The organism is Micromonospora sp. NPDC023966 (assembly GCF_040639095.1).
GTDB lineage: Bacteria > Actinomycetota > Actinomycetes > Mycobacteriales > Micromonosporaceae > Micromonospora.
In genome coordinates this window covers 475,548-494,235 of sequence record NZ_JBEZZJ010000002.1, presented here as the reverse complement: position 1 = coordinate 494,235, position 18,688 = coordinate 475,548, and the positions used below count along the sequence as shown (strand labels likewise).

Sequence of the window (18,688 nt, the reverse complement as noted above, 5' to 3'; positions counted from 1 at the left end):
CCGCGAGCAAGCGTCCGACGCTCCGCAGGGAGCGCCGTCCCGCAGGGGTGAGCATGGTCTTCAGAAAAATGCTGAGCGCGTTCGGCGTGGGCGGCCCGAGCGTCGACACGGTGCTGACCAACCCCAACACCCGGCCGGGCCTGGCCCTGGACGGGCACGTCAACCTGGTCGGCGGCGACGCGCCGGCGAGCATCGAGCAGATCACCGTCGGCCTGGTCACCCGGGTCGAGATCGAGAGCGGCGACACCGAGTACGCCGGCGTCATGGAGTTCCACCGGATGCCGGTGAGCGGCCCGCTCCAGCTCGCCCCGAAGCAGCAGCTCTCCATCCCGTTCCAGCTTCCGGTCCCGTGGGAGACCCCGGTCACCGACGTGTACGGCCAGCGGCTGCACGGCATGACCATGGGGCTGCGGACCGAGCTGGCGGTGGCCCGGGCCGTGGACAAGTCCGACCTGGACCAGGTGGCGGTGCACCCGCTGCCGATCCACGAGCGGATCCTCGACGCCTTCCAGGCGCTCGGCTTCCGCTTCAAGCACGCCGACCTGGAGCGCGGCCACATCCGGGGCGTGCAGCAGACGCTCCCCTTCTACCAGGAGATCGAGTTCTTCGCCGCGCCCCAGTACGCCCGGGTGACCAACGAGGTCGAGCTGACCTTCGTCACCAGCCAGCACGGCGTCGACGTGATCCTGGAGTGCGACAAGCGCGGCGGCTTTCTCACCCCCGGGCACGACGCCTTCGGCCGCTACGCCGTCCCGCACAGCGACGCGGGCCGGACCGACTGGGTCCAGGTGGTCGACGGGTGGCTGCGGGAGACCACCTCGCGCTACGGCAACCTGCGCGCCCAGGGCTTCGGCATGCACGGGCACCACGGCCACCGCGGCTCCGGCATGGGCGGCATGGTGGCGGGCGCGGCGCTCGGCGTGGCGGGCGGCCTGGTCGCCGGTGAGCTGATCGAGGACGCCTTCGAGGGCGACTTCGGGGACTTCGGCGGGGAGTGACGGCACGCGACGATGCCCCCGGGGTGACCCCCGGGGGCATCGTCGGCTCAGGTGTGGCTCCGGTCAGTGCCGGGCCTTGCGCTCCTCACCGCTGCGGAAGTTGCTTCCGGCCTTGGCCAGACCGCGGCTACCCAGGTAACCGATGGTCAGCAGCGTGATGAAGAACCAGGCCTGGTTGGCGCGGAAGATGTCCACCCCGACCGAGTTCTTGCCGACCAGGAACGACGCCGCCAGCACGCCCACGATGGACGCGATGTAGACCCAGAATTCGGTCGTCCGCAGCGACGGCTTGGTCTCGGTGCCCGGCGCCGCGATCGCCTGCTCCCGGTGCCCGTCGTGCATCATCGGCATCGGGCGGGTCGGCGTCTCCTGCATGGCGGCCCGGTTGGACATGTCCTGTGCCGGCCGGTTCATCGGCCTGGTGGATGCAGCCTGCGTGCTCATCTGGTCCTCCTCAGGATTTGATGAGTCGTTCTCTGCACACCTCCCGCCCCGCTGCCGCAGGTCGGCCACGGCACGGTTCACGCACTGTGGCGGGGGCACCCACCGTCTACCCCTGGCCCCGGAGAGGTAACGCCGGCCCCCGGCCGAATAGGAGCAGGTCGCGGGACCGTCGCCGGATCCCCGCCCACCCGCAAGGAACCGGACATCCGGGCACGGACCCGGCGCGGCTCGGGGCCGTGCCGTCCGGCCGGTTTCAGCCGCCGGACGTCGGGCACGCAAGGAAGATCCCGAGAATCTGCGAGGTGGTTGACGTGCGTGAGGACGACATGCAGCAGCAAGCCGCCCGGCGGGCCGAGGAGCGGGTTGCCGGCGGCGTCTACGGCGAGGGCGCGCTCGACGAGGTCACCGTGCCACAGACCGACGTGCTGCGGGTGATCCAGGAGGAGGATCCGGACGACCCGGCGCACGCCCCGGTCGATCCCAACATGTTGCGCGACGGCGGCCCCACCGGCGGCCAGGGCGCGGTCACCACGACCGGCGGCACCGCCGGCCCGGCCAGCGCCCGCCGGGTGGCCCGCCAGCCGGAGCGGCACCGGGGCAAGGTGGCCCCGACCACCACGGGCGACGCCACCACCGGCGGCCTGAGCACCCCGGCCGGCGGCTCGACCAGCGACGCCTCGTCGACCGGCAGCCAGGTCGGCAACTTCACCAACGACAAGGCCAATCCGGGCTGACACCCGGCGCCGACGACGGAGGGGGCGGCACTGCCGCCCCCTCCGTCGTCACGTGCGGGTGGGTCAGGAGGCGCGGAGGATGCCCAGGCGCTGGGTGGCCCGGGTGAGGGCCACGTAGAGGTCGCTGTGGCCGCGAGGGGATTCGGCGACGATCCGGTCCGGGTCCACCACCAGCACCGAGTCGAACTCCAGGCCCTTGGCCTGCTCGGTGGTCAGCACCACCACCCGATTCGCCAGCTCCGGCTGCTCGCCGACGGTCGCCTCCGGCAGCGCGGCGACGACCGCCGCGCCCAGCTCGGCCACCCGGCCGGCCGGCACGATCACCCCGAGCCGCCCGTCGGCCAGCCCGGCCGCCTCCCGCGCCGTCGCCTCGACCAGCTCGGCGGCGAGCCGATCCGCCGCGACGGTACGGTCCCACGGCGGCACGCCGCTGGCGCGTACCGAGCGGGGTGGGCGCAGGGCCGGCTCGATCTCGGCGAGCACGTCGGCGGCGACCGCCATGATCTCGGCCGGGGTGCGGTAGCTGACCGTCAGCTCCTCCAGCCGCCACCGGTCCGCCACGTACGGCGCGAGGGCCTCCTGCCAGGACGGCGTGCCGGCGAGCGCGCCGGTCTGCGCCACGTCCCCGACGATGGTCATCGACCGGCTCGGGCACCGGCGCATCAGCAGCCGCCAGGCCATCGGCGACAGCTCCTGCGCCTCGTCGACGATCACGTGCCCGAAGGCCCAGGTGCGGTCGGCGGCGGCCCGCTGCGCGGTGGTGAGCCGATCGGCCTCCTCCTGCCGCTCGGAGAGCCGGTCGGCGTCGATCAGGTCGGTGACCCCGAGGATCTCGCCGCCGTCCGCCTCGTCCTCCACATCGATCGACCGGGAACCCCGCCAGATCTCCAGCACACCCTCGGCGTACTCCCGTTCCAGGGCGCGGACCCGCTCCCGGCGGGCCGCGGCGGCGCGCTCGTCCTCCCCGAGCAGCTCGGCCGCCTCGTCCAGCAGCGGCACGTCGGCCGGCGTCCAGCCGCCCGGCTCCCGGTGCAGCGCCGCGCGCTCCGCGTCGGTGAGCATCGGCGCGGCGGCGGCGATCCGCTCCGGGGACGCGTACAGGTCGGCGAGCAGCCGCTGCGGGGTGAGCACCGGCCACAGCTCGTCCAGCGCGGCCCCGATCTCCGGCTCGTCGCGCAGCTCGCGGCGGATCTCGGCCCGGTCGGCCTCGGAGAGCAGGTTCTCCCCGCCGAGCGGGTCGGCGCCGATCCGCTCGGCCACCTGGTCGGCGAGCGCATGCACGATCTCGATGTCGAACAGCGCCCGGGCCAGGTTGTGCGGGCGCTCGGTGCGCCGGACCCGGTCCCGCGCCTGGCGCACGGTCTCCGGGTCGAGGGTGAGCACCTCCCGCTGGGGCAGTTCGATCTCCAGCGGCTCGTCCGGCACCCACTGCCGGTCCCGGACCGCGTTGGCCAGCACCTCGGCGAGCACCGCCCGCCCCTTCAGCGCAGCGGTCTCCGCCGGCTCGGTGCGCCGGGCGTGCACGCCCGGGAAGAGGTCGGCCTGGGTACGCAGCAGCACGCCCGTCTCGGCCAGCGCCGGCAGCACCTGGGAGATGTAGCGCAGGAAGGTGGCGTTCGGGCCGACCAACAGCACGCCCCGGGTGGAGAGCTGCTGCCGGTGGGTGTAGAGCAGGTACGCGGCCCGGTGCAGCGCCACCGCGGTCTTGCCGGTGCCCGGCCCACCCTGCACCACCATGACGCCCGGCAGGTCGGCCCGGATGATCCGGTCCTGCTCGGCCTGGATGGTCTCGACGATGTCGCGCATCCGCCCGGTACGCCCCGCGTTCAGCGCGGCGAGCAGCGACGCCTCGCCGGTCACCTCCTCGTGGGCGGTGGGGGAGGCTGCGGCGATGTCCAGCACCTCGTCGTTGAGCCCGGTGACCTTCCGCTCCCGGGTACGCAGGTGCCGGCGCCGGCGTACGCCCTGGGGGTTGGCGGCGGTCGCCAGGTAGAAGGCGCGGGCGGCCGGGGCGCGCCAGTCGATCAGCAGCGGGTCGTAGTCGCCGGAGGTGTCGAAGATGCCGATCCGGCCGATGTAGCGGCACGAGTCGTCGGCGCCGTCGAGGCGGCCGAAGCAGAGGCCGCTCTCCACCGCGGAGAACTGCTCGACCTGGTCGGCGTACATCCGCACGGTGAAGTCCCGCTGCGACCGGGCCTGCTGCGTGCCGCCGGTGGCGCGCAGCTCCTCGGTGAGCCGCCGGGCGGCCTGGTCCCGCATGCCGTCCAGCCGGTCGTAGAGCATCGAGACGTACTTCTGCTCGTGACCGATCTCGTCGTCCTGGTGCAGCTCACCCGACACGTCGGAGTGCGTTGACAAGCCGGCTCCTCATTGGCTAAGATTGCGGCAGGAATGGCTTTACAAGCCGTTCTTTTTGTGTTTCAACTGAGAAAGATACCGCCTGGCGGCCCAGCGGGCCAAGCCTCGCCGGCCGCCCGCGACGACGTCACACCGCAGGCTCGCACACACGAAAACGGGGCCCGGCCGGCACACGCCGACCGGACCCCGGACGAGTCCGCTCCCGGATCTCAGCCCTTCGCCGCCTCGTACAGCCGCTCCGGCCGGACCAGGCCGGCCAGCACCCGGCCGTCGTCGGTGAGCAGCACGCTGAACACCTTGCCCGTCAGCAGCCGGCCGCTGCCCCAGTCACCGCTCACCGGCTGCAGCCCGCCGAGCAGCTTGCCCAGCGCGTCCGCGTCCGGTCCCGCCGCCTCGCCCGGCTTCGCCGCCCGGGCACCCGGCCCGGCCGCCCCGCCGGCCGCGTCGAGCTTCGCCACCAGCACGGTGGTCCAGCCGGTGCCGACGGTACGCACGTCCGGCCCGTCCGCGCCCCGGTCCGCGGGGCGCCGGCCGGCCGGGCCGTGCCCGTCGCCCGCCCGCTCCTCGGTGACCTTCACGCCCGGCGGCGGGTTGAACCGGAACCGGTCGGCGTCCGGCGTGCGGAAGTCGACCTGGGTGAACGCCACCTCGAACGCCGGCTCGTCCACCCCGTCGGCGAGCACCTCGAAGCGCAGCGGCACGTGCTCCTCCGCGTCCAGCGCGATCCGCACCTGGTGCACCAGCGAGTCCCGGTCGCGCGGCGTCAGCACCAGCTCGTAGACGCTGCGCCCGGCCACGGTGGCGGAACGGCCGACGGTGACCGCGGTGCTCGGGTCGATCGCGGCCAGCGCCCGGTCGGCGGCGTCGGCCGGGGTGGCCGGCGCGGACTCGAGGTCCTTCCCCTCCGCCGGCAACGTGCGGTGCGACGCGACGTTGTCCCGGCTGCCCCAGGTCCAGACGTCGCGCCCGTTGCGCAGCACGTCCCGCTCGCCGAGCGTGTCGACCAGGGCGAGCCGCTGCCGGTCCGGGCCGGCGTACCAGACCCGCAGGGTGTGCGTGCCGCTGATCAGGCTCGCCAGCTCGCTCCCGCCGGCCTGCCCGGCCAGCGCGGCGATCGGCGGAAGCCCGAGGTCGGCCCGCTGCACCACGGTGCCGGAGAGCCCGTCGAGGCGGGACGTCCGCAGGTCCTCCAGGAGCTGGGCGGCGGTACGCGGCGGCAGCGCCGGGTCGGCCCCGGCGGCGAACGTGCCGACGGCGGCGCCGCCCCCGATCACGGCGACCCCCGCGGTCACCGGGACCAGCCAGCGCAGCACGGCGTGGTTCTTCAGTACGGACATGTTGTGCACCTCCTGACGGTAATGGTGCAGCACGGACGCTGTGAGAGCGCTGAGGAGATTCCGTTGCCTTCATGCTGCCGGTAGGGCACATGATCGACAGCCCCGCCTTGCGGCGAGACGGTCCCGGTCTTATCCGCAGTGGCGATGCCGGGTTGACGCTTCACGGCCAACGGCCCACCGTGGCAGGTCTTACGATCGGCTCCACGTCCTGCCACCGGGCCACTCCCGGCGGTGTTGACTTGCGCCGCGAGCGCGGCGAGGTTGCGTGCGGCGTTCAAGTCCCTATCGAGGATTAAGCCGCAGTTCTCGCAGGTGTACGTGCGCTCGGACAGAGCCAGCTTGGCTTTCACTGTGCCGCAGTCCGAGCAGGTTTTCGAGGAGGGATACCAGCGGTCGGCCACAACCAGTTGGCCGCCATTCCACAGCGTTTTGTACGCAAGTTGCCGCCGTAGTTCCCCGAATCCGGCGTCGGCGACGTGTCGTGCTAGGTGGCGATTGCGCAGCATTCCCGCAACGTGCAGGTCTTCGACCACGACAGTGCCGTATTCGCGGGTGAGTCGCGTCGTTAGCTTGTGGATGCCGTCGAGGCGAAGGTTCGCCACTCGGGCGTGGACCTGGGCGAGCCGCTTCCGCATCCGTTCCCACCGATTGGAGGGGTGCTGGCCGGTCCGGCGGTCCGGGCCACAGCGGCGGGACATGCGCCGGGATAGGCGTCGCATGCGTCGGGACGCAGCCGCGAGGTGCTGAGGGTTGGGTTCCAGTTCGCCGGTCGATAGCACTGCAAGGTGCTTGATCCCGACGTCTACACCGATAACGGCCGAAGGACGACGCCTAGAGGCCCTGCGGGGCGCACTCGCTCTCGACGCCGAACGCGACATGCCAGCGCCCGCCGGCACGGCGCACGGTCGCAGACAGGATCCGGAGAGTCCCTGCCTCGACCCGACGAGCGAGTTTGCGCGTCGACTCGTGCGTCTTGAGCCGACCCAGCCGGGGCAGTACCACGTGCTTACGGTTCGGCTCGACCCGGATAGTGCCTGTAGTGAACCGGACGCTAGGAGTGCTACGGCGACGTGACTTGTAGCGAGGAAATCCGACGCGCTGGCCAGCCCGCTTTCCGGTGTTCGAGTCCGACCAGTTCTTCAATGCCCGTGCCACAGCGTCCAGTCCGGTGTTGAACGCCTCCTTGGAACACTCTGTCCACCAGGGCGCCACGTGCCCCTTGACCTGATTCCACGCCTTTCGCAACGCCGGAAGTGACCAGCTCAGCATCGGGGTTAGATCGACTTCCGCAATGCCGTAGGTCCGCTCCGCCGCCCGCTGGTCAATTATGGCCTTGACCCGCGCAAGAGCCCAGTTATGCGCCAGCCTGGCCGCGCCGGCATGCGCAAACAAGGCCCGCTCCTGGGAAGGAGTCAGGTCCAGGGCGAATTGGTAAGCCTGGAAGGCCTTCATCTCGGTTGGGTCCGTGCTCTGTCCGGCTGTGGCTGGGCGATGCCCTGGGCATGATTGTCGCATCGATGCCGGTCCGCAGTTGATAGACCCTGTCAACCGGCGCCCGCGTCCCGGCCCAGTAGTGGCGGCGTGACACCCTTGACCCGTGCGGTTGCTGGTGGTGGAGGACGAGACGCGGCTGGCCGCGTCCCTGCGGCGGGGCCTGCAGGCGGAGGGTTTCGTGGTGGATGTCGAGTCCACCGGCCCCGGCGGGCTGGACGCCGCCCGGCACGGCGACTACGACGCCATGATCCTCGACGTGATGCTCCCCGGCCTCTCCGGCTACGAGGTGGTCCGCCGGCTGCGCGCCGAGGAGTGCTGGCTGCCCGTGCTGATGCTCTCGGCGAAGGACGGCGAGTACGACCAGGCCGACGGGCTGGACTGTGGCGCCGACGACTACCTCACCAAGCCCTTCTCGTACGTGGTGCTGCTGGCCCGGCTGCGGGCGCTGCTGCGCCGCGGCGCGCCGGAACGCCCGGCCGTGCTGTCGGTCGGTGACCTGCGGCTGGACCCGGCCCGCCGGCGCGTGACCCGGGCCGACGCCGAGGTCGCCCTGACCACCCGCGAGTACGCCCTGCTCGACTACCTGATGCGCCGCCCCGGCGAGGTGGTCTCCAAGACCGAGCTGCTGGACCACGTCTGGGACGCCTCGGTGGAGACCGCCCCGAACGCGGTCGAGGTCTACGTCGGCTACCTGCGCCGCAAGATCGGCCGCGACCGGCTGGAGACGGTCCGCGGCGCCGGCTACCGGCTGGCCACATGAGGCGCTGGATCAGGGGTCGCCTGCCGCACCTGGGGTTGCGCGCCCGGCTGCTCGCGCTCGGGGTGCTCGGGCTGATCGTCGGGTTCGCGCTCGGCGGGGCGCTGCTGCTCGGCGCGCTCGGCTGGACGTTGCAGCGCTCGGTCGACGCCGAGGCGCTCCGGACCGCGGACGCGGTCGCGCTGCTCGCCGCGGAGGACGCCCTGCCCGACCCGCTGCCGGTGGCGGGCGCGCAGCTGCGCGTCCAGGTCGTCGACGGTCAGGGCCGGATCCGGGCCGCCTCCATCGACGCCGACCGGCTGGTGCCGATGCTCGGCCCGGACCAGCTGCGCGCCGGTGAGCGCCAGCGGCTGGTGGTGGACGGGCGGCGGGTCGGCCTGACCGGGCCGGTCCGGGTGGTGACCGTGCCGGCGGGCACCCCGGACGAGCCGCGCACCGTGCTGGTGGCCAAGTCCATGTCGGACGTCCGGCACAGCCTGCACGTGGTGCGGAACCTGCTGCTGGTCGGCTTCCCGCTGCTGGTGGCCGGGCTCGCCGTGGTGGCCTGGCGAGTGGTCGGGGCGACGCTGCGTCCGGTGGAGGCCCTCCGCAGCGGTGCCGCCGAGATCACCGGCCGGGCCGGGGCGGAGCGGCTGCCGGTGCCGGCCGGGCGGGACGAGATCCAGCGGCTGGCGGTCACCCTCAACGACATGCTGGACCGGCTGGTCGCGTCCCGGGACCGGCAGCGGGCCTTCGTCGCCGACGCCGCGCACGAGCTGCGCAGCCCGGTCACCAACATGCGTACCGAGCTGGAGGTGGCCCGGCGGCTGGGCGACGGGACCGACTGGCCGGCGGTGGCCGAGAACCTGCTCACCGACACCGAGCGGCTCAGCCGGCTGGTCGACGACCTGCTGCTGCTGGCCCGCCTCGACGAGCAGGCCGCCCGGCCGGACCGTCCCGCGCCGCACGCCGTCGGCCCGGTGGAGCTGGGCGAGCTGCTGCGCGGGGTGGCCGAGCGCTACCCGTCCCCGCCACTGCGCCACACCCCGGCGCCCGGCCCGCTCTGGACCGAGGGGGACCCGGGGGAGCTGCGCCGGGTGCTGGTCAACCTGGTGGAGAACGCGTTGCGGCACGCGCACGGCGAGGTGCGGCTCGCGGTCACCGGCCCGCACGCCGACCCGCCGGTGCCCCGGCAGCGCGGCGGGTCGCCGTACCACCTGGTCACGGTGACCGACGACGGGCCGGGCATCCCGGCGGCGGATCGCGAGCGCGTGTTCGCCCGCTTCACCCGGCTGGACGACGCCCGGGCGCGCGATGCCGGCGGCGCCGGCCTCGGCCTGGCCATCGTGCGAGAGCTGGTCCGCCGGGCCGGCGGCGCCGTCGAGCTCGCCGACGCCACGCCGGAGGCGGCGGCGCCGGGGCTGCGCGTGACGGTACGGCTGCCCGCGCTGGCCGACCCCGACCCGGAGTGAGGGTCAGCGGCGTCGGTTCGTGCAGACCGGGGCGGTCCGGGCGACCGTGTCGGTGGACCAGGCCAGCGCGACCGTGAAGCAGTAGTCGGTGGTGCGGTCGAGGCCGTAGGCGATGTAGTCGACCGAGCCGGCGGGCAGGGTCAGGAAGGTGCGCTGCGGCTGCCCGGCGCGGCCCCCGGCGACGACCACCGGCCCCTCCGCCCCGGCCGGGTACGTCCAGCTCAGCACGATGCTGTCCCGCCGGTCGGTCAGGGAGAGCCGCCCGGGCGGGGTGCCGGGGGAGGCGGCCGGGGCGGCGGTCGGCGGGCCGGTGGTCGGAGCGGCCGAGGAGGCGCGGGCGGTGGGCCCGGGCGCCGGGTCGTCCCGCCGATCGTCCACCCGGGACACCCCGGCGATCACCGCGATGGTGCCGAGCAGCAGCGCCACCACCACCCCGGCCACCACCAGCGGGAGCCAGGGCGTGTTCCGCCGCTCGGCGGCGGGCGGCCGGGGCACGTGCACCGGCAGGTGGCGCGACGACGCCTCGGGTTCGGTGGCCCGGGGCACCCGGCGTACGCCGGCCGGCTCGGTGTCGGCCAGCCCGACCACGGTCGGGGGCAGCGCGCTCTCCCCGGGCCGCCAGGGCTCCTCGGCCGGCTCCTCGGGTGGCCACGGGTAGTCCGCGAACGCCTCGTCGTCCGCCTCCGGCGGGGTGCGGGGCGTCGGCACGTGCGGGGCCTCGGCCCGGTCCGGAGGCCGGTAGAGCGGCGCCTCGACCGGGTCGTCGAGCGTCGGTGGCTGGTAGGGCGGCAGGTCGGGTGGCCCCTCGGCGGGCGGGGGGACGCGGGCCGCCGGCACCACCGGGGTCTCCGGGGCCGGCGGCTCCGCCGCGCCGCAGACGTGGTCCGGGTCGGCGGCGGCCCGGGCCAGCCCGGCGACCTGGGTGGTAAGTGGGTCGTCGGCGGCCAGGTGCTCCGCGCACAGCTCCTCGGCGAGCGTCAGGTGCTCGTGGGACTCGGCGTAGCGGCCGCAGTCGCGTTCCATCGCGCCGAGCTTGGCCAGCATCTTGATGCCGCTCGGGTGGCCGTCGCCGTAGACCTCGCGGTGCAGCTCCCAGGCGTCCTGCAACCGGTCGCGGGCCGGGTCGCACTGGCCGCGGGCGTATTCCACGGTGGCCAGGTCGGCGTGCGCGGCCAGCACCCGCTGCGACTCCGGCCCGTCGCGGGCGGTCAGCTCGATGATGACGTCGGAGTAGAGCCGGGCGGCGCGGGCGTCGCTGCCGACCCGGTGCAGCACCGCGGCCAGGGTCGCGGCGGCGGTGACCGTCCGCTCGTCGGAGCGCCCGAACAGCCGGGTGGTCGCCGCGTACGCGAACGCCGCCCAGCCGCGCGCGGAGTGCGGCTCGCCGAGCGCGACGAGCACCCGGGCCTGAAGACCGGCGGCCTCGGCCAGCTCGGCGGAGGCGTTGGCGGGACGGGGGTCGGCGTCGCCCAGCGCGTCGGCGAGCAGTCGCTGGGCACCGGCGAGGTCGCCTTCGGACACCAGCTGGTGCGCCTGGACGGTCAGGTCAGCGAAGCCGGAGGACACGCCCCATCGTGCTCATCCGACGACGGTAAGTACAAGCCCCGCAGTGGATCAGTTTGGTCGCGATCCGGTCAGGTGGTCGGCCAGCGTCTCGCTGATCCGCCGCAGCTGGTCGACCTGGGCCGGGCTGAGCGCGTCGAACAGGTGCCGGCGTACCCCGGCGACGTGGCCGGGCGCGGCGGCGGCCAGGGTGGCGAAGCCGGCGTCGGTGAGGACGGCGAGCTGGCCGCGCCGGTCGGTGGCGCACTCCTCCCGGCGGATCCACCCGGCCGCCTCCAGTCGGGCGGCGGCGTGCGAGAGCCGGCTGCGGGAGGAGCCGGTGGCGTCGGCCAGCTCGCTCATCCGCAGCCGCCGGTCGGGGGCCTCGGAGAGCCGGACCAGGATCTCGTAGTAGGCGTGCGGCATCGCGGCGTCGCGTTGCAGCTCGCGGTCGAGGGTGTCCATCAGCGCCCGGGAGGCGGTGAGGAACGCCCGCCAGGTCCGCTGCTCGTCGGGGTCCAGCCACCGGGTCATGACGGCCATCATAGCGCTTGTCGTTGAACGCTCAACCAAACCGCGCTACCGTCGGGGTCATGGGAATCCACCGGCTCAACCACGCCGTCCTCTACGTCCGTGACCTCGACCGCAGCGTCGCCTTCTACCGCGACGTGCTCGGCTTCCGTCCGGTGCCGATGACGCCGGACGGCTTCCGCGGCGCCGCCTTCCTCCAGGCGCCCGACTCCACCAACGACCACGACCTCGGGCTGTTCGAGATCGGCGCGGCCGCCGGGCCCTCCCCGGCCGGCCGGACCACCGTCGGCCTCTACCACCTCGCCTGGGAGCTGGACACCCTGGACGAGCTGGGCGCCACCGCCGAGCGGCTGGCCGCCGCCGACGCCCTCGTGGGCGCCTCGGACCACGGGACCACCAAGAGCCTCTACGGCCGCGACCCCGACGGGCTGGAGTTCGAGATCGTCTGGATCGTCCCCGCCGCCCTGCTCGACGACGCGGCCCTCACCGCCCGCAAGCGGATCGGCCGGCTCGACCTCGACCGCGAGCGCCAGCGCTACGGCGGGCAGACCCGCGGCGGCGTCGGCATCTCCGTTCCCGCCTGACCGGTCATGCGGTAGAACGGCAGGATGTCGACCGACTCCGTCCTGCGCGAGCTGCTCGTCCGGCAGCTCGACCACTGGCTGCCCGCCGCGCTGCACCGCTCGCGGCGGGCCACCCTCGCCCTCGCGTACGCCGGGAGCGACGTCGGTGGCGCGGAGGCCGCGCTGCGGGTGGTGGGCGAGTTCGCCGACCGGCTGCGCGGCCGGCGGCTGACCGTGCTGGTGCTCGCTGAGGGCGGGGAGGAACTGCCCGCCCGGCTGGGCGCGGCGGAGACCGGCCTGCCGCCGGACGTCGCCGTGCACGTCGTGCCGGGCCGGCCGGACCGGCTGCCGGTGGCGCTCAAGGCGGCCGGCGCGGCGGGCGCCCCGCTGTTCACCGTGGTCGACGGGGGCGAGCCCGATCCGGCCCTGCTGGCCGCCGCCGCGTCCGGCCGCCCGTCCGAGGTGCTGCTGGTCACCGCGCCCGGCCGGTCGCTGCGCCCGGCGCTGACCGGGGCCGGCTTCCCGCTGGTCACCGAGGTCGAGCTGGTGCCGGCCGACGGCGGGCCGGCCCGGCTGTTCGGCTACGCCACCGGCTCCGACCGCGGACTGGAGGCGGTCAAGGACGCCCTCTGGGCGGTCGACGAGTACGCCGGGGTGCGCTACCGGGACCCGGCCGACCCGGCGGGGCGGCTGCTCGACATCAGCCTCGACCCGGAACCCGGCCCGCTGCGCCGCGAACTGCTGGCCGAACTCACCCGCTCCGGCCCGCGCACGGTGACCGAGCTGCGCCGCTTCGCCGCGACCTCGACGGTCTACCGGGCCGCCGACGCGAACCGGGCGCTCACCTCGCTGCTCGCCGCCGGCGCGGTGACCCGCGACCCCGAGCACGGCCGGCTCGGCGGCGACGTGATGATCAACGCCGCGGGCGCGGCCGCCGGGTCATCCGCCTGACCACGATGGACGCACCGGTGGCGATCACCCTGATGCTGAACACCATCTGCCCGCGGATTACCCGGGCGACGTGGCCCTCGGCGTCGACGTCGCCGTAGCCGACCGACGGCGAGTCCGCCCCGAACGCCGAGCGGGGTGCCGGTGGATCACCGGCACCCCGCGCGACCTCGGGACGTCACGCCCGGGACTTGTCCTGCTTCCAGGAGAGCGGCCCCGGCAGGTCCACACGGTGGGCGCGGGACCGCGAGTTCCACGACCAACGGCCGATCTTGATGCTCCACGAGGAGAAGCCGTTCTCGGTGAAGTTCAGAATCAGCGGGCCGTACTTCTGCCGCTTGCGGAACACGATGCCCATCGCCGGGCTCCTCTCTCGTCGTCTCCCTGCCTCTGCCTGATCGAACATGCCCGAAACGGCGGTTTGCGAAACCCGGTCGGATCCGGTCTGGACGGTGCCCGTCCGGCCCGCCACAATCTCTATTCAACGGGTAGGTGTTGAGGGGCGGTAAATGCTGGTGGCGACGGGTCGTAACAAACGCAGCGATGCATGTCTCACTATATGGAAGAGCATTGACCGGCGCGGAGAACGGTCGGCAGCATGAGGTCATGGCGCAGCGGAACGAGCTTCTCCTCACCGCTCGCGTGCACGTCGACCTGGTCCGGCACGCGAGCGCGCTCTGTTGAGCTGACCGCTTCCGGTCGCCGTATCCCCTCCGCTCGTCCGCTCCCGGCGCCGGCGCCTCGTGGCCCGGGCAGCGGCGTGCTCTCGCGCCCCTCGCGGGCCCTCGCCACCGCATCGTGGACAGATCAGGAGACCTCTCCATGCCCTCGACCCGTCAGTCGCCGCGGCGTGCCCTCGCCGCCGCCGTCACCCTGCTCGCCCTCACCGCCGCCCGGGGGGTCCGGCGCCACCGGCGCGGCCTGTTCCGGCACGAGTACACCGGCACCCTGTGCGAGCACTACGGGCTGCCCCGCCCGGCGGCCAGCACCTATGCCGGCCGAGAGCTGGTGACGGCGTGACCACCGCGGACCGGCCCGCGGCCGGCACCGTCGAGCTGCGTCCGGTCGACGCCGACACGTTCCGTAGCCTGCTGCGCCGGCAGACGTCCACGATCACCGTGATCACCACCCCCGGCCTGCACGGCGGCCGGCGCCGGCCGCCGCTGCCCCCGGCCGGCTTCACCGCCACCTCGTTCACCGCGGTGTCGCTGGACCCGCCGCTTGTGTCGTTCCGCCTCGGCCGCGAGTCGTCGAGCTGGCCGACCGTGGCCCACGCCGAGCACGTGGCCGTGCACCTGCTCGCCTCCGACCAGCAGGAGGTCGCGCGGATCTTCGCCACCAGCGGGATCGACCGGTTCGCCGCCCACCCGGGCTGGGCGACCGGGCCGTTCGGGGTGCCGCTGATCGGTGACGCCCGGGCCGTGCTGCTCTGCCGGGTGGTCCGCAGGATCGAGGCCGGCGACCACACCCGCATGCTCGCCGAACCCCTCGCGCTCGGCGCGGGCGAGGACCGGCTGGTGCACCACCGCGGCGGCTGCCCCACCACGCCCGGCGCTCGACCGGAGACCTGGTGAGCGCACCCGCCACCGAGCTGCCCCGAGCTGTTCCCGCACCGGCCCGGCGCGGGACCGGTTCGCCGGCGACCCCGCCGGCCGGGCGGCCCAGAACCGGTCCAACGCCGCGCCCAGATCGACTACGCCGACGTGGTCAGCACTTTCTGAGACGTCAGCGGGGCTCCCAGGCGTCGGGGCGCGCGATCAGCTTGCGGACGTGGCCGGGGAGCTTCCCGCTGGCCATCTCCGCCAGGCTCACCTCGTCGACCACCTGCCGCACGGCGGCGCGGACGGCCACCCAGAGCCGGGGCAGGTTCTCCGCCGCGCCCTCGTACTGCGTCTCCTCGGGGCGCAGCCCGCGTACCCCGGCGAGGGGGCCGTCGACGGCGCGCAGAATCTGTCCGATGGTGATGTCGCGCGGCGGCCGGGCCAGGGTGTAGCCGCCCTCGGCGCCGCGCTGGGCCCGGACGATCCCGGCCCGGCGCAGGTCCGCCAGGACCGCCTCGAGGAACTTGCGCGGCATGTCCTGCTCCGCCGCGATGGCCTGGGTGGACAGCAGGGTGGGGTACGCGGTGGCCAGGCTCAGTGCGGCCCGGACCGCGTAGTCGCCGCGCGCGGAGATCTGCACAGTGCCATCATGCCCGCCCGACGGGGGCGGGGGAGTCGGCGGGCGGGCGAGGGCGCACCATGCGGACGGGCAGTGGTTGCTCCCGGGCGGCCCGGAAGGCCCCCGGGCTCACCCCGACCTCGCGGGTGAAGAAGCGACCGAAGTTGGTCGGCTCGGGGAAGCCGAGCCGTCGGCCGATCCGGGCGATCGGCTCGTCGGTGGCGGCGAGCAGCCGGCTGGCCTGCAACGCCACCCGCTCGTCGATCACCTGCTTGGCGCTGCGGCCGGTCACCGCCAGGCAGGCCCGGGTCAGGGTACGCACCGAGCAGCCGAGCTGGGCGGCGTAGTCCTCCACCCGGCGGGTGTGCCGGTAGCCGCGCTCCACGTCGCGGCACAGCCGCCGGAAGGTCTCCATCTCGGCCCGCGGCGCGGTCCGCTCGTCGGCGCCGGGGAGCAGGCTCAGGCGCAGCAGCAGCACGGCGAGCTGGTGGCGCAGCAGCGCGGCCGCGGCCGGGATCCCGGCGTGCCGTTCGGCGTCCACCGCCAGCTGGGTCACCTCGCTGATGACCGCGTCCTCGTCCTCCCCGGCGAGCTGCCGGTACGCCGGCACCGCGTCCGGATCGACGTCGAGGCCGCGCAGCGTCTCCGGGCCCCAGCGCACCACCGTCGCGTCGAGCTGCGGACCGAGGCAGCGCAGCACCTGACCGGGGCGGGCCCGCAGCAGCGTGCCCGGGCGGCAGGGCAGCGCGCGGAAATCCAGCTCCGCACTGCCGTGACCGTGGGTGACCAGGATCAGCAGGTCCGCGTCGAGCAGGACCGGCCGCGGCCAGCCCGGCGCGGGCGTCAGGTCGGCGAGCGCACCGGTGACGATCGCGTCGACGCGAGGCGCCGACGGGTCGGTGCGGGTGGCCGGGGAGGGCTGACCGGTAGTGACCATCGTCCCGACGGTAACCGCCCCGCGCGCACGTTGCATCTCGACGGTTTCGGCCGGTCGGGCCGGGTCTTGTCGGCGCCGACGCGGGACGGTTAGGTTACCGATCGGTAGCGCCCGGGTCGGCCGACCGACCCGCGGCCCCGCACACCGGCGATGGGATGGGCATGACGGATCTGTTCTCGGTCGAAGGCAAGACGGTGCTGGTCACCGGCGGCTCACGGGGGATCGGTCTGATGATCGCCCGCGGTTTCGTGCAGGCCGGCGCCAAGGTCATCATCTCCTCGCGCAAGGCCGACGTCTGCGAGAACGTGGCCAAGGAACTCTCCGCCGAGGGGCACTGCGAGGCGATCCCTGCCGACCTCGGCCACGACGACGGCGCGCTCGGGCTGGCCCGGGCCGTGCGGGACCGCACCGACCGGCTCGACGTGCTGGTCAACAACGCCGGCGCCACCTGGGGCGCGCCGCTCGAGTCGTACCCGGAGGCCGCTTTCGACAAGCTCTGGGCGGTCAACGTCAAGGCCGTCTTCCGGCTCACCACCGCGCTGCTGCCCGCGCTGCGCGCCGCCGCCGCCCCCGACGACCCGGCCCGCGTCATCAACATCGGCTCGATCGACGGCATCCGGGTGCCGTGGATGGAGGTGTACGCCTACTCGGCGACCAAGGCGGCCGTGCACATGCTCACCCGCAGCCTCGCCCACCAGCTCGCCGGCGAGCAGATCACGGTCAACGCGATCGCGCCAGGGCCGTTCGAGAGCAAGATGATGGCCTTCGCGCTGGACGACCCGGCCTCCCGGGCGGCCATCGAGCAGCAGGTGCCGCTGGGCCGGATCGGCCGCCCCGAGGACATGGCGGGCACGGCGATCTACCTGTCGTCGCGGGCCGGCGCGTACCTGACCGGGGCGGTGATCCCGGTCGACGGTGGGATCACCACGCACGGCTGAGCCGTACCCAGCGATTGACGGCCCGGGGCCGCGCGGACTCGGCAGATCCGCGCGGCCCCGGTGTGCCGTGTCAGCGACCGGCGAGCAGCCGGTTCACCGCCGTGTCGACGTCCAGGTGCTCGGCCTCGCGGCCGCGCGGGACGACGACGTAGGTCCGGCGCAGGAAGCGCACCAGCACGCTGCGCGGGACCTCGAAGAGGGCGTTGCCGTCCGGGGACGACAGCGCGAGCGCGACGAAGTCGCCGCGCGGGGTGGCCCACGGCCAGACCCGGACATCGCCGATGCCGGCCGGCTCGTCGAGCCCGGTGACCAGCAGTTCGCGGGCGAACGACCAGCTCACCGCCTCGCCGCCGGCGGATTCGGCGTGGAACAGGACATGGACCGCATACGGGTCAGCAGGGTCGTAACGCAGACTGGCACGCACCGGCAAGGCGGTGGCGTCAGGCGCGACGAGCCTTAGCGACGTCTCGACCTCTACGGTCGTCGGTCGGATGACACTCATGGACGTTCTCCCCCCGGCACCGCTGCGGAACGCGCGTGTCCCGCTTTTCCCATACTCAGGTGCTGCTCCTGGCTACGCTCCGCCATACGCTGACTTCACCCAGTGGTGGGAAGGGGGTCGGAAAGCCTTCGAGAACGTGAGAATTCTTGTAGGATTTCCGCTTCCGCCCGATCCGTCATCCCGCCCGGCAACGGGTGGTTCAGTCGTCGACTTACTCCGGTAACGTCCAGTCCTCAGCAGGGGTGACGGTCCCGGGCGACACTGGGGGTGGAAATGGTCACGAGGGGTTCCTCGGTCGGAACGAGGACCACGGCCCACCCACCGAAAGGTGCGGCCCGAGCAGCCAAAAGTCGGGGGTACGAGGTGCCTGTGGAAGGGGGTCCGCGGACCGCTCTCGCCGAGCGACGCCGCGGCGGCTGGCGACTGCGCCTGCACGCCACCCTCGAAATGATCCGGGCCAACCCCACCGGCCGGGTCGCCCTCAAGATCTTCATAGGCGTGCTCGGCGCCATCGTCGTCACCATCGGCATCGCCCTCATCCCGCTGCCCGGGCCCGGCTGGCTGCTGGTGATCGCCGGCCTCGGTGTCTGGGCCGTCGAGTTCCACTGGGCACGCCGGCTGCTCGCCTTCACCCGCCGACACGTCAACGCCTGGACGCGCTGGGTCACCAGCCGGTCGCTGCCGGTGCGCTGCGCCCTGGGCGCCGTCGGGCTGGTGTTCGTGTCGGTCGTGCTGTGGCTGTCGCTCAAGTACAGCCTGGGGATCGACCTCGTGGCGCGGGCGCTGCACTACCTCGCGACGCACTGAGACCCGGTTTTTGGTCCCGGGTCTCGATCAGGTAGAGTCATCGGCGCTGAGGGCGATTAGCTCAGCGGGAGAGCGCTTCGTTCACACCGAAGAGGTCACTGGTTCGATCCCAGTATCGCCCACCATGAATATCTGCAGGTAGGAAGCCCGTCACCGGTTCGGCCGGTAACGGGCTTCCGCGCTGTTG

At 73.7% G+C, this 18,688-nt stretch carries 22 protein-coding genes and 1 tRNA gene; 12 read left to right on the top strand and 11 right to left on the bottom strand.

Annotated features, from left to right (window positions below; all coding sequences use genetic code 11):
• Nucleotides 1–53 precede the first annotated feature (53 nt).
• Nucleotides 54–998 (top strand): sporulation protein, encoded by a 945-nt coding sequence (locus AB0F68_RS06350; RefSeq protein ID WP_357333298.1) that lies wholly within the window; start codon nucleotides 54–56, stop codon nucleotides 996–998.
• A 63-nt stretch (nucleotides 999–1,061) separates the two neighbouring features.
• Here AB0F68_RS06350 and AB0F68_RS06345 read toward each other — a convergent pair whose 3' ends face one another.
• Nucleotides 1,062–1,442 (bottom strand): hypothetical protein, encoded by a 381-nt coding sequence (locus AB0F68_RS06345; protein ID WP_357277383.1) that lies wholly within the window; start codon nucleotides 1,440–1,442, stop codon nucleotides 1,062–1,064.
• 311 nt (nucleotides 1,443–1,753) lie between these two features.
• Here AB0F68_RS06345 and AB0F68_RS06340 point away from each other — a divergent pair, with 311 nt between their 5' ends.
• On the top strand, nucleotides 1,754–2,176 hold the full coding sequence (locus tag AB0F68_RS06340) for a hypothetical protein (protein ID WP_357333297.1): 423 nt from the start codon (nucleotides 1,754–1,756) through the stop codon (nucleotides 2,174–2,176).
• Between the two features lie 63 nt (nucleotides 2,177–2,239).
• Here AB0F68_RS06340 and AB0F68_RS06335 read toward each other — a convergent pair whose 3' ends face one another.
• From AB0F68_RS06335 to AB0F68_RS06320, 4 genes are all read right to left on the bottom strand, one after another.
• Nucleotides 2,240–4,459, bottom strand: a complete 2,220-nt coding sequence (locus AB0F68_RS06335) for an AAA family ATPase (RefSeq protein ID WP_357333344.1) — start codon at nucleotides 4,457–4,459, stop codon at nucleotides 2,240–2,242.
• Between the two features lie 284 nt (nucleotides 4,460–4,743).
• Nucleotides 4,744–5,871, bottom strand: coding sequence for a sigma-E factor regulatory protein RseB domain-containing protein (locus tag AB0F68_RS06330; protein WP_357333296.1), 1,128 nt, complete (start codon nucleotides 5,869–5,871; stop codon nucleotides 4,744–4,746).
• Nucleotides 5,859–6,749 (bottom strand): RNA-guided endonuclease TnpB family protein, encoded by an 891-nt coding sequence (locus AB0F68_RS06325; protein ID WP_357333295.1) that lies wholly within the window; start codon nucleotides 6,747–6,749, stop codon nucleotides 5,859–5,861. Before AB0F68_RS06325 ends, AB0F68_RS06330 begins: the two co-directional genes overlap by 13 nt.
• Nucleotides 6,703–7,323, bottom strand: coding sequence for a helix-turn-helix domain-containing protein (locus AB0F68_RS06320; RefSeq protein ID WP_357333294.1), 621 nt, complete (start codon nucleotides 7,321–7,323; stop codon nucleotides 6,703–6,705). The genes AB0F68_RS06325 and AB0F68_RS06320 overlap by 47 nt, the downstream gene beginning before the upstream one ends.
• A gap of 145 nt (nucleotides 7,324–7,468) precedes the next feature.
• Between AB0F68_RS06320 and AB0F68_RS06315 the strand changes: the two genes are divergently transcribed.
• Both AB0F68_RS06315 and AB0F68_RS06310 read left to right on the top strand, forming a co-directional pair.
• On the top strand, nucleotides 7,469–8,125 hold the full coding sequence (locus AB0F68_RS06315; protein WP_357333293.1) for a response regulator transcription factor: 657 nt from the start codon (nucleotides 7,469–7,471) through the stop codon (nucleotides 8,123–8,125).
• Nucleotides 8,122–9,573: a HAMP domain-containing sensor histidine kinase gene (locus AB0F68_RS06310; RefSeq protein WP_357333292.1), complete on the top strand. Its 1,452-nt coding sequence runs from the start codon at nucleotides 8,122–8,124 to the stop codon at nucleotides 9,571–9,573. The genes AB0F68_RS06315 and AB0F68_RS06310 overlap by 4 nt, the downstream gene beginning before the upstream one ends.
• A 3-nt stretch (nucleotides 9,574–9,576) precedes the next feature.
• Here the strand turns inward: AB0F68_RS06310 and AB0F68_RS06305 are convergent, their stop codons facing one another.
• Both AB0F68_RS06305 and AB0F68_RS06300 read right to left on the bottom strand, forming a co-directional pair.
• Nucleotides 9,577–11,139, bottom strand: coding sequence for a tetratricopeptide repeat protein (locus tag AB0F68_RS06305; RefSeq protein ID WP_357333291.1), 1,563 nt, complete (start codon nucleotides 11,137–11,139; stop codon nucleotides 9,577–9,579).
• A 48-nt stretch (nucleotides 11,140–11,187) separates the two neighbouring features.
• Nucleotides 11,188–11,658 carry a MarR family transcriptional regulator gene (locus AB0F68_RS06300; protein WP_357333343.1) on the bottom strand — a complete coding sequence of 157 codons (471 nt, stop codon included), beginning with the start codon at nucleotides 11,656–11,658 and terminating at the stop codon, nucleotides 11,188–11,190.
• Nucleotides 11,659–11,708: 50 nt separating this feature from the next.
• Here AB0F68_RS06300 and AB0F68_RS06295 point away from each other — a divergent pair, with 50 nt between their 5' ends.
• The gene (locus AB0F68_RS06295) at nucleotides 11,709–12,230 is read left to right on the top strand and encodes a VOC family protein (RefSeq protein WP_357333290.1); all 522 of its coding nucleotides are present in this window, start codon (nucleotides 11,709–11,711) and stop codon (nucleotides 12,228–12,230) included.
• Between the two features lie 24 nt (nucleotides 12,231–12,254).
• On the top strand, nucleotides 12,255–13,160 hold the full coding sequence (locus AB0F68_RS06290) for a hypothetical protein (RefSeq protein WP_357333289.1): 906 nt from the start codon (nucleotides 12,255–12,257) through the stop codon (nucleotides 13,158–13,160).
• A 175-nt stretch (nucleotides 13,161–13,335) separates the two neighbouring features.
• Here the strand turns inward: AB0F68_RS06290 and AB0F68_RS06285 are convergent, their stop codons facing one another.
• On the bottom strand, nucleotides 13,336–13,515 hold the full coding sequence (locus AB0F68_RS06285) for a DUF4236 domain-containing protein (protein WP_091270009.1): 180 nt from the start codon (nucleotides 13,513–13,515) through the stop codon (nucleotides 13,336–13,338).
• A 185-nt stretch (nucleotides 13,516–13,700) separates the two neighbouring features.
• On the opposite strand from AB0F68_RS06285, the gene AB0F68_RS06280 reads away from it, so the two are divergent.
• The 3 genes from AB0F68_RS06280 (at nucleotide 13,701) to AB0F68_RS06270 (ending at nucleotide 14,731) form a co-directional block, all read left to right on the top strand.
• Nucleotides 13,701–13,841, top strand: a complete 141-nt coding sequence (locus tag AB0F68_RS06280) for a putative leader peptide (RefSeq protein WP_357333288.1) — start codon at nucleotides 13,701–13,703, stop codon at nucleotides 13,839–13,841.
• A 138-nt stretch (nucleotides 13,842–13,979) separates the two neighbouring features.
• Nucleotides 13,980–14,177 carry a hypothetical protein gene (locus tag AB0F68_RS06275; RefSeq protein WP_357333287.1) on the top strand — a complete coding sequence of 66 codons (198 nt, stop codon included), beginning with the start codon at nucleotides 13,980–13,982 and terminating at the stop codon, nucleotides 14,175–14,177.
• Nucleotides 14,174–14,731 carry a flavin reductase family protein gene (locus tag AB0F68_RS06270; protein ID WP_357333286.1) on the top strand — a complete coding sequence of 186 codons (558 nt, stop codon included), beginning with the start codon at nucleotides 14,174–14,176 and terminating at the stop codon, nucleotides 14,729–14,731. Before AB0F68_RS06275 ends, AB0F68_RS06270 begins: the two co-directional genes overlap by 4 nt.
• Before the next feature lie 151 nt (nucleotides 14,732–14,882).
• Here AB0F68_RS06270 and AB0F68_RS06265 read toward each other — a convergent pair whose 3' ends face one another.
• Both AB0F68_RS06265 and AB0F68_RS06260 read right to left on the bottom strand, forming a co-directional pair.
• Nucleotides 14,883–15,338 (bottom strand): Rrf2 family transcriptional regulator, encoded by a 456-nt coding sequence (locus tag AB0F68_RS06265; protein WP_189198168.1) that lies wholly within the window; start codon nucleotides 15,336–15,338, stop codon nucleotides 14,883–14,885.
• Between the two features lie 7 nt (nucleotides 15,339–15,345).
• On the bottom strand, nucleotides 15,346–16,254 hold the full coding sequence (locus AB0F68_RS06260; protein ID WP_357333285.1) for an AraC family transcriptional regulator: 909 nt from the start codon (nucleotides 16,252–16,254) through the stop codon (nucleotides 15,346–15,348).
• 161 nt (nucleotides 16,255–16,415) lie between these two features.
• Between AB0F68_RS06260 and AB0F68_RS06255 the strand changes: the two genes are divergently transcribed.
• Entirely contained in the window at nucleotides 16,416–17,192 is a 777-nt protein-coding gene (locus AB0F68_RS06255; RefSeq protein WP_357333284.1) for an SDR family oxidoreductase, read from the top strand.
• Between the two features lie 70 nt (nucleotides 17,193–17,262).
• Here AB0F68_RS06255 and AB0F68_RS06250 read toward each other — a convergent pair whose 3' ends face one another.
• Nucleotides 17,263–17,694 (bottom strand): SsgA family sporulation/cell division regulator, encoded by a 432-nt coding sequence (locus tag AB0F68_RS06250; RefSeq protein WP_007457244.1) that lies wholly within the window; start codon nucleotides 17,692–17,694, stop codon nucleotides 17,263–17,265.
• Nucleotides 17,695–17,967: 273 nt separating this feature from the next.
• Between AB0F68_RS06250 and AB0F68_RS06245 the strand changes: the two genes are divergently transcribed.
• Both AB0F68_RS06245 and AB0F68_RS06240 read left to right on the top strand, forming a co-directional pair.
• Nucleotides 17,968–18,501 carry a TIGR02611 family protein gene (locus AB0F68_RS06245; protein ID WP_357333283.1) on the top strand — a complete coding sequence of 178 codons (534 nt, stop codon included), beginning with the start codon at nucleotides 17,968–17,970 and terminating at the stop codon, nucleotides 18,499–18,501.
• A gap of 50 nt (nucleotides 18,502–18,551) precedes the next feature.
• Nucleotides 18,552–18,626: transfer RNA gene (locus AB0F68_RS06240), tRNA-Val, on the top strand.
• Nucleotides 18,627–18,688: the final 62 nt, after the last annotated feature.